Source organism: Pseudoalteromonas sp. MB41, assembly GCF_020966275.1.
Lineage (GTDB): Bacteria > Pseudomonadota > Gammaproteobacteria > Enterobacterales > Alteromonadaceae > Pseudoalteromonas > Pseudoalteromonas lipolytica.
In genome coordinates this window covers 1-979 of sequence record NZ_JAJJZF010000071.1, presented here as the reverse complement: position 1 = coordinate 979, position 979 = coordinate 1, and the positions used below count along the sequence as shown (strand labels likewise).

General features: G+C 40.0%; 1 protein-coding gene. It reads left to right on the top strand.

Annotation, left to right across the window (positions count from 1 at the left end):
• Positions 1 to 970, top strand: a 970-nt coding sequence (locus LPA49_RS22210) for an IS4 family transposase (protein WP_230237778.1), incomplete at its 5' end; no start/stop codon positions are given.
• Positions 971 to 979 lie beyond the last annotated feature (9 nt).

Sequence of the window (979 nt, the reverse complement as noted above, 5' to 3'; positions counted from 1 at the left end):
TTTTGAGCAGTGGTGTGGACTTAATTTACTTGCAGTGGATGGCGTTAGCTTCCGAACTCATGATAATCAAGAAAACCGAGAAAAGTTTGGCAGTGACAGTAATCAGCATGGAGAAGTCAGCTATCCACAAATTCGAATGTGTAGCTTAATGGAAGTATCTAGCCACTTATTGTTAGACAGTAGTTTTGATGCCCGTTGTGTAGGCGAAATGAGCTTAGCTCAACGTCTATTACCAGCCGTACCGGATAACTCTCTGACCTTGTTTGACCGTGGTTATTACTCATTAGGGCTACTTTATCAATGGCAAAGCCAAGGAAAAAACTCTCACTGGATGTTGCCAGCAAGGAAGGATTTACAGTATCAAGTTGAACACAGTATCAGTGACAATGATAAGATTGTTACCTTGTCTACAAGCCTTCAGGCGAGAAAGAAGTTTGAGTCATTACCAGATACCATAACGGCAAGATTAACCACTTATAAAGCTGATGGAAAAAGCTATCGTGTTCTGAGTTCTCTTATTGACCCTTTACGATTTCCGTATGACGAATTAATAGAGGTTTATACACAACGCTGGGAAATTGAGCTGGCGTTTAGAGAAATAAAGCAGGGATTGAATCACAGCAAACATACATTACGTAGTAAGAAGCCAGACATGGTACGCCAAGAGTTATGGGGATTACTACTCGCTTACAACTTAATACGCATAATCATGCTTGATGCAACTAAAGAAGAAGATATCTTGCCTACTCAATTAAGCTTTAGCCAATCTATGCGGCAGGTAATCGCTTTCTTCATGTTTACGCCAATACATAGTGCAAGTAAGTTACCTGTTCATTATGATGAGTTACTGACAACACTTAGGTTGTTTATCTTACCCGATAGGCTACCAGACAGGCATTATCCAAGGGTGATAAGAAGGAAACCAAATAAGTATCCTTACAAAAGAAAATGCCAGTCAGCTCTTAACTGACTGGCATTA